This is a genomic window from Porticoccus sp., assembly GCF_041592135.1.
Taxonomy (GTDB): domain Bacteria; phylum Pseudomonadota; class Gammaproteobacteria; order Pseudomonadales; family Porticoccaceae; genus Porticoccus.
This window is the reverse complement of record NZ_JBFHQR010000128.1, coordinates 1-6,936: the sequence shown is the minus strand read 5'-3', so window position 1 is coordinate 6,936 and position 6,936 is coordinate 1. Positions and strand designations below refer to the sequence as shown.

Annotated in this window: 7 protein-coding genes; 1 reads left to right on the top strand and 6 read right to left on the bottom strand. The window is 60.9% G+C overall.

Annotated elements, in window-relative coordinates; genetic code table 11:
* Positions 1-238 precede the first annotated feature (238 nt).
* Positions 239-658 carry a GFA family protein gene (locus tag ABY948_RS10325; protein ID WP_461482455.1) on the top strand — a complete coding sequence of 140 codons (420 nt, stop codon included), beginning with the start codon at positions 239-241 and terminating at the stop codon, positions 656-658.
* A gap of 126 nt (positions 659-784) precedes the next feature.
* On the opposite strand, the gene trpC is transcribed toward ABY948_RS10325, so the two are convergent.
* From trpC to ABY948_RS10295, 6 genes are all read right to left on the bottom strand, one after another.
* Positions 785-1,591, bottom strand: coding sequence for an indole-3-glycerol phosphate synthase TrpC (trpC, locus tag ABY948_RS10320; protein ID WP_461482454.1), 807 nt, complete (start codon positions 1,589-1,591; stop codon positions 785-787).
* 2 nt (positions 1,592-1,593) lie between these two features.
* Entirely contained in the window at positions 1,594-2,625 is a 1,032-nt protein-coding gene (trpD, locus tag ABY948_RS10315) for an anthranilate phosphoribosyltransferase (RefSeq protein ID WP_461482453.1), read from the bottom strand.
* A gap of 3 nt (positions 2,626-2,628) precedes the next feature.
* A complete protein-coding gene (locus ABY948_RS10310) occupies positions 2,629-3,207 on the bottom strand; it encodes an anthranilate synthase component II (protein ID WP_461482452.1) in 579 nt (192 codons plus the stop codon).
* A gap of 11 nt (positions 3,208-3,218) precedes the next feature.
* Positions 3,219-4,685 carry an anthranilate synthase component I gene (gene trpE / locus ABY948_RS10305; protein WP_461482451.1) on the bottom strand — a complete coding sequence of 489 codons (1,467 nt, stop codon included), beginning with the start codon at positions 4,683-4,685 and terminating at the stop codon, positions 3,219-3,221.
* A gap of 235 nt (positions 4,686-4,920) precedes the next feature.
* A complete protein-coding gene (gene rpe / locus ABY948_RS10300; protein WP_461482450.1) occupies positions 4,921-5,583 on the bottom strand; it encodes a ribulose-phosphate 3-epimerase in 663 nt (220 codons plus the stop codon).
* 68 nt (positions 5,584-5,651) lie between these two features.
* On the bottom strand, positions 5,652-6,936 hold a 1,285-nt coding region (locus ABY948_RS10295), incomplete at its 5' end, for a 4-hydroxyphenylacetate 3-hydroxylase N-terminal domain-containing protein (RefSeq protein WP_461482449.1).

The window sequence follows — 6,936 nt, the reverse complement described above, 5'->3', positions numbered from 1 at the left end:
CGGGTTTGAGCAATTGATGAAAGGCGGTGTTATGATGCGACAAAGCCTGAGCCCTCTGAAATTATAACGTTTGTTCGCACTCACATTATAACTTCTCAGACTCAGGCTTTTTCATTTATCCCAAACTGTGGGACAGCAGTGCTCTCGAGAGGCCTTTTTGGTTTCTGTTTGACGGTTGTGTACCCCACCCGCGCCTCCTATCATGTGATTTCCTCACAGCGACATCACAGGCACGGTCATGCAAGGCATCCAGTATCCGATTTCCGGCGCGTGCCAGTGCGGGCAAATTACCTACCAGTTGCTCGAGCCACCACTGCGCGTGATTGCCTGTCACTGCCGGGAATGCCAGAAACTGTCCACCAGCGCCTTCAGTCTCACCGCCCTGGTCAAGGTGGAAGCGATTCGCTTTCAGGGCCCACTGCAACATTGGCAGAGGCTGGCGGACAGCGGCAACACCAACTGCGCCGAGTTCTGTCCCGGCTGCGGCAACCGCATCTACCACTTCAATCCCGAACAGCCTGACATCATCAAACTCAAGCCGAGCACCCTGGCGGACACCCGCATCATCCAGCCCACGCTACACGTCTGGGTTAGCGAGAAACAGGACTGGTTTGAGATCCCGGCAGGGGTGGAACAGCACCCCACCCAACCCTGGTAACCACAGCCAAGATCCCCAGAACCACAAAAAAGCCCCGCTTCAAGCGGGGCTTATCGTTGACCCTGTGCCGACGGGGTCAGCTATTTGTGAAAAGCTAACTGCGTTGCCCGTACGGTGTACGGCTTTTCAGTTAAACATTTCCAGCAGCTTGAGTCCCGGCTCCTCGGCCCGCATAAAGGTTTCCCCCACCAGGAAGGCGTTGACATTGTGGCCGCGCATGGCGGCGACGTCGTCAATGGTGAGAATGCCGCTTTCAGTGATCACAATGCGGTCTTCCGGAATCTTGTGCAGCAGCCCAAAGGTGGTGTCGAGAGTGGTATTGAAGGTGTTCAGGTCGCGGTTGTTAATGCCGATCATGGGATTGTCGATCAACAGAGCCCTGTCCAGTTCATCCTCATTGTGCACTTCGATCAGCACATCCAGCCCCAGCTCCCTGGCGGTATCGTGCAGGCCTTCCAGTTCGAACTGGCCCATCGCCGCCACAATCAACAAAATACAATCGGCTCCCAGCACGTAGGATTCGTAGACCTGGTAGGACTCCATCACAAAGTCCTTGCGCAGCACCGGCAGACGGGTGGCCTCGCGGGCCATCTTCAGGTATTCATCACTGCCGAGGAAAAACTCCTCCTCGGTCAGCACCGACAGGCAGGCGGCGCCACCTTTTTCATAGCTGCGGGCGATACCGACCGGATCAAAATCCTCGCGGATAATGCCCTTGCTGGGTGAAGCCTTCTTCACTTCGGCAATCACCGCGGCCTGACCCTGATCAATTTTAAACTGCAGTGCGGCGGCAAAGCCGCGAATTTCCCGCTGCGCCTGACACTGTTCCTTCAGTTGTTCAAGAGAAACCAGTTTACTGCGGCGCGCTACCTCAGCGGCTTTGCGATCAAGAATTTTTGTCAGAACTGTGGGGGTATTGAGTGCAGAATTCATGATTATCCGTCCATCTCTTTGAAGCAGCGGGTAAACGCCGCCAGGTCATCCAATTTGGCTTTGGCCAGACCGCTGCCGATGGCATCCTGGGCCATGCCAACCCCCTCGGCGAGGCTGCGGGCAATGCCCGCCGCATAGAGTGCCGCACCGGCATTCAGCGCCACCATGTCAGAAGCCACACCGCCGTCCTTTGACAGCGCCCGCTTTACCATCGCAAGACTTTCCGCGGCATCGGCCACCTGCAATGCCAACAAGCTGCCGCGAGCCAGCTGAAAATCCTCCGGGGCGATGCTGTATTCGCGGATTTCACCGCCCTCCAGCTCCGCCACCCAGGTTTCCGCAGCGATACTGATTTCATCCAGACCGTCGGCGGAGTGCACCACCAGCACGTGGCTGGCGCCCAGCTCGCGCATCACTTCCGCCACCGGGCGCAGCCAGCAGCGATCGTAGACCCCCAGCAACATATTGGGGACCCGGGCCGGATTGGTGAGCGGGCCGAGCAGGTTGAACAGCGTGCGCACCCCCAACTCCCGCCGCGGGCCAATGGCGTGCTTCATGGCGCTGTGGTGGTTGACCGCGAACATAAAGCCAACGCCCACTTCATCGACACAGAGCGCCACCTGCTGAGGAGTAAGATTCAGCCGTACACCGGCGGTTTCCAGCAGGTCCGCACTGCCGCTCTTACTGCTGACCGAGCGGTTGCCGTGCTTCGCCACCCGGGCACCGGCCGCCGCCGCCACAAAGGTGCTGGCGGTGGAGACATTGAACAGCCCCGAGCTGTCGCCGCCGGTGCCGACGATATCCACCAGGTGTTCACCGTCGATGGCGACGGGTGCCGCCAGTTCGCGCATCACCTGGGCGGCGGCGGTGATTTCCGCCACGGTCTCGCCCTTCATGCGCAGCCCCACCAGGAAACCGCCAATCTGGGCGTCGCTGGCGCCGCCGGTCATGATCTGCTGCATCACCTCACGCATCTCGGCAATGGAGAGGTCGCGGTGTTCAAGCACGGCGGCAATGGCCTGTTGAATATCCATCGCTCAGTCCTTCAGGAAGTTTTCCAGCAGGTCGTGACCGTGCTCGGTAAGAATGGATTCCGGGTGAAACTGCACCCCCTCTATGGCGTACTCGCGGTGCCGCAGCCCCATGATCTCATCCACCTCGCCCCGCTCGTTCTGGGTCCAGGCGGTAATCTCAAGGCAATCCGGCAGGGATTCGCGCTCCACCACCAGCGAGTGATAGCGGGTGGCCACGAAAGGGTTGGACAGGCCCCGGAACACCCCGCTGTTGCTGTGGTAAACCGGCGAGGTCTTGCCGTGCATCACCTGGCGGGCGCGCACCACCCTGGCACCGAATGCCTGGCCGATGCTCTGGTGGCCGAGACAGATGCCCAGCATGGGAATCTTGCCGGCAAAGGCCTTCACCAGCGGCACGGAAATCCCCGCCTCGTTGGGGGTGCAGGGGCCGGGAGAAATGACGATCTTCTCCGGCGCCAATGCCGCCACCTGTTCGAGGGTGATTTCGTCGTTGCGCACCACCTTTACATCGGCGTGCAATTCACCCAGGTACTGCACCACGTTGTAGGTGAACGAGTCGTAGTTATCAATCATCAGTATCACGGCACGACTCCTCAAATCACCAGGTCCGCGGCGCGGAAAATGGCGCGGGCCTTGTTCATGGTTTCCTTCCATTCCAGCTCGGGGATGGAATCGGCGACGATCCCGGCCCCCGCTTGGACATACAGCTTGCCGTTCTTGATCACCGCGGTGCGGATGGCGATGGCGGTGTCCATATTGCCGTTCCAGCCGATGTAACCCACCGCGCCGCCGTAGACGCCGCGCTTCACCGGCTCCAGCTCATCGATGATTTCCATGGCGCGGATTTTCGGCGCGCCGCTGAGGGTGCCGGCCGGCAGGGTGGCCCGCAGCACGTCGATGGCGCTGGTGCCAGGCAGCACCCGACCGGTGACATTGGAAATAATGTGCATCACGTGGGAATAGCGCTCCACCGACATCTTTTCGGTGAGCTTCACCGAACCGGTCTGCGCCACCCGACCCACGTCGTTGCGGCCCAGGTCGATCAACATCAGGTGCTCGGCGATTTCCTTGGGGTCCGCCAGCATTTCCGCTTCCAGCGCGTCGTCTTCCTCCGGGGTATGGCCGCGGCGGCGGGTACCGGCGATGGGCCGCACGGTCACTTCGCCATCCTCCAGGCGCGCCAGGATTTCCGGTGAGGAGCCGGCGATATGGAAATCCTCCAGATCCAGGAAATACAGGTACGGCGACGGATTGAGGCAGCGCAGCGCCCGATAGAGATTGAGCGGTTCGGCATCGAAGTCCATGGACAGGCGCTGGGACGGCACCACCTGCATCACGTCCCCGGCCAGCACGTACTCCTTGATTTTATTGACCGCGTCCTTGTAATTCTGCTCGCCAAAACTGGAGACAAAGGCCGATTCCTGCAAACCGCTGCCCGCCATGTTCAGGGGGGGCAATTCGGGGAGCGGATTTTTCAACCTGGCCTCCAGGTCATCGAGGCGGGCCTGGGCGTGTACCCAGGCATTGGGCTCGGCGGCATCCTCGTGGACCACCAGGATCAGCTTGCCCAGCAGGTTGTCGAAGATCACCACCTCGTCGGACACCATCAGCAGGATATCCGGGTTGCCCAGTTCATCCGGCGGTGCGCTCTGTTTCAGTTTCGGCTCCACATAGCGCACGGTGTCGTAGCCGAAATAGCCCACCAGTCCGCCGGTAAAGCGCGGCAACTGGGGCAGTTCCGGCATGCGGTAAGTCCCGTGAAATTCTTCGATATCCCGCAGCGGGTCGTCGGTGCGGCGAGACGCCAACAGCTTACCGTCGCGCTCAATGGTCAGCTGGTCGCCGTAGACCTTGAGCACGGTGGTGGCGGGCAGGCCAATCAGCGAGTAGCGGCCCCATTTCTCGCCGCCCTGCACGGATTCAAACAGGTAGGAGTAGGGCCCACGGGCCAGCTTCAGGTAACAGGAGAGCGGGGTTTCGAGGTCGGCCAACACCTCGCGCATCACCGGGATACGGTTGTAGTTCTGCTCGGCCAGCTCGGCAAACTCTGTCGGGGTCATGGTCTTTCCCTTGCGCTATCAAACGCAGATGTATTCAGACTAACAAAGGCAAAAAAGTGGCTGCCGCTCGGGCAGCAGGGATCAGCGGCTGCGCCATCGCCAGCCGAGGTGAGCAGAAATGTGGGATGGGCGGTTACCGGGCGCCACAAATGCCTCCAATGGTCAGAGGGCGCATTCTAATTCATTCGACGGTTGCTGCAAAGTCAACCACTTAGACTGCAATGCCGCGGGCAAGCTACGCCAGGGCAGCGCGCAGGGCGGCGATGGCCGCGGCGTAGTCACCGGCCCCGTAGATGGCCGAACCGGCCACAAAGGTATCGGCGCCGGCAGCGGCAATCTCGCGGATATTGTTTGCGGTGACACCGCCGTCGATTTCCAGGCGGATATCCCTGCCGCTGGCGTCAATCAGTGCCCGCGCCTCGCGCAGTTTGTCGAGGGTGGCGGGAATGAATTTCTGACCGCCAAAGCCGGGGTTCACCGACATCAGCAACAGCACATCGACCTTGTCGAGCACGTATTTGACGGTCTCCAGGCTGGTGGCGGGGTTCAGCACCAGACCGCTCTTGCATCCGGCATCGCGGATCAGCTGCAGCGAGCGATCCACGTGGCGGGAGGCCTCCGGGTGGAAGGTGATCCAGCTGGCGCCGGCGGCGGCGAAGTCGCCGATCAACTGGTCCACCGGTTCCACCATCAGGTGCACGTCGATGGGAGCGCTGATACCGTAGTTGCGCAGCGCCTTGCACACCATCGGGCCGATGGTCAGGTTCGGCACATAGTGATTGTCCATGACATCGAAGTGCACCACGTCGGCACCGGCGTCGAGCACCGCATCCACTTCTTCACCCAACCGGGCAAAATCCGCCGAGAGAATGGAGGGGGCTATCAGGTAATCTGCCATGGTGTTTTCCGACCGCTGTGAACTGCGGCGTACTATGCCGCAGAACCGCGGGAGCTGCAATGCAACCCTCAGGAACCGGGCTTCTCAAGCGGTGCCTGACAGCCTCTGGCACAACAGCGCCCGGGCTGGCGGGAGGTCCGTTTGCCCTCGTCCAGCACACCGCGATCCAGCAGCCGTTCCACCAGCTCACGTTTCTCATACACCGGGTAATTGCGCCATATCTCCCGCTTCATGGCCTCCGGGGAACCACCGCCGTGCAGGGAAATTACCGAATACCAACCGCCCTGATTGGATGCCGTCAGATCTTCGATAAAGCGAGCCACCTCCAATCGCCGGGCCGCTGGAATATCTGGCCGACCACCAAGCACTGCGGCCAGGGACGCCGCCGTCTCCGGATTGTGATCCTCATCGGGGCCGGGCAGCGCCACAATCATCCCGCCGGAAACATAGTGAGCCAGCTTGTGCATGTCGTAAATCTTGTTGGCCAGCAGCAGCTTGCCGATATTGCTGAACACCGCATCCGGCATCACCGTACCCGCCGGGTCGTCCTGGCAGTACACCGAGGCCGCCACACCACAGGCATAAAAACTTTCGGTGATAGTAATCAGCTCTACCATCGCCTCGCGAATATGGCCGTGACGCTCCGGGTCGAGGCCATTGGCCTCGGTGACCAGCGCACCGGCGCCGATCAGCAGATCGCCAAATCCCGCCCGCGCACCAATACAGGAGTGGCGGTGGTGGGTAGCGTAACTGGTGGTGAGGAAACCGCCCTCCTCGCACTCGCCATCCAGAAATACCCGCTGGTGGGGTACAAACACCTTCTCGAATATCACCACCCCGGTGGACTGGCCGTATTTTGCGGAGAACTTGGCGGCGCTCTCGCCGGGCCGCCCGGCGGGGCGGGCAATGATGGTCACGCCGGGGGCATCCACCGGCACCGCACAGGCCACGGCATAATCGGCATCCTCGGGTGTATGGGTGCGACAGGGCATCACCAGAAACTCGTGCATGTAAGGCGCACCGGTAACAATCGCCTTGGTGCCGCTGATGACAATGCCATCCGCGCGCCGCTCCACAATATGCACATAGACATCGGAATTTTCCTGCTGCCCCGGCCGCAAGGAGCGATCACCCTTGGCATCGGTCATCGCCACCCCCAAGGTGAGATCCTGATCCTGCACCTCGTGCAGGTAGGCCAGAAAGCGCTGGTGATAGTCGGTGCCATGGTTGGCATCGGTTAGCCAGGTGGACTGGTAGAGACCATTGAGGGCATCGTGGGACAGGTAGCGCTGGGCGCAGCCGGATTCGGCACAGACCAGCCGCACCGCCTCAAGCTTGCTCAACAGGTCGTTG

Coding starts and splice junctions, on each gene's coding strand:
- ABY948_RS10325 (WP_461482455.1), top strand. CDS start 239: ATGCAAGGCATCCAGTATCCGATTTCCGGCGCGTGCCAGTGCGGGCAA.
- trpC (WP_461482454.1), bottom strand. CDS start 1,591: ATGAATTCTGCACTCAATACCCCCACAGTTCTGACAAAAATTCTTGAT.
- trpD (WP_461482453.1), bottom strand. CDS start 2,625: ATGGATATTCAACAGGCCATTGCCGCCGTGCTTGAACACCGCGACCTC.
- trpE (WP_461482451.1), bottom strand. CDS start 4,685: ATGACCCCGACAGAGTTTGCCGAGCTGGCCGAGCAGAACTACAACCGT.
- rpe (WP_461482450.1), bottom strand. CDS start 5,583: ATGGCAGATTACCTGATAGCCCCCTCCATTCTCTCGGCGGATTTTGCC.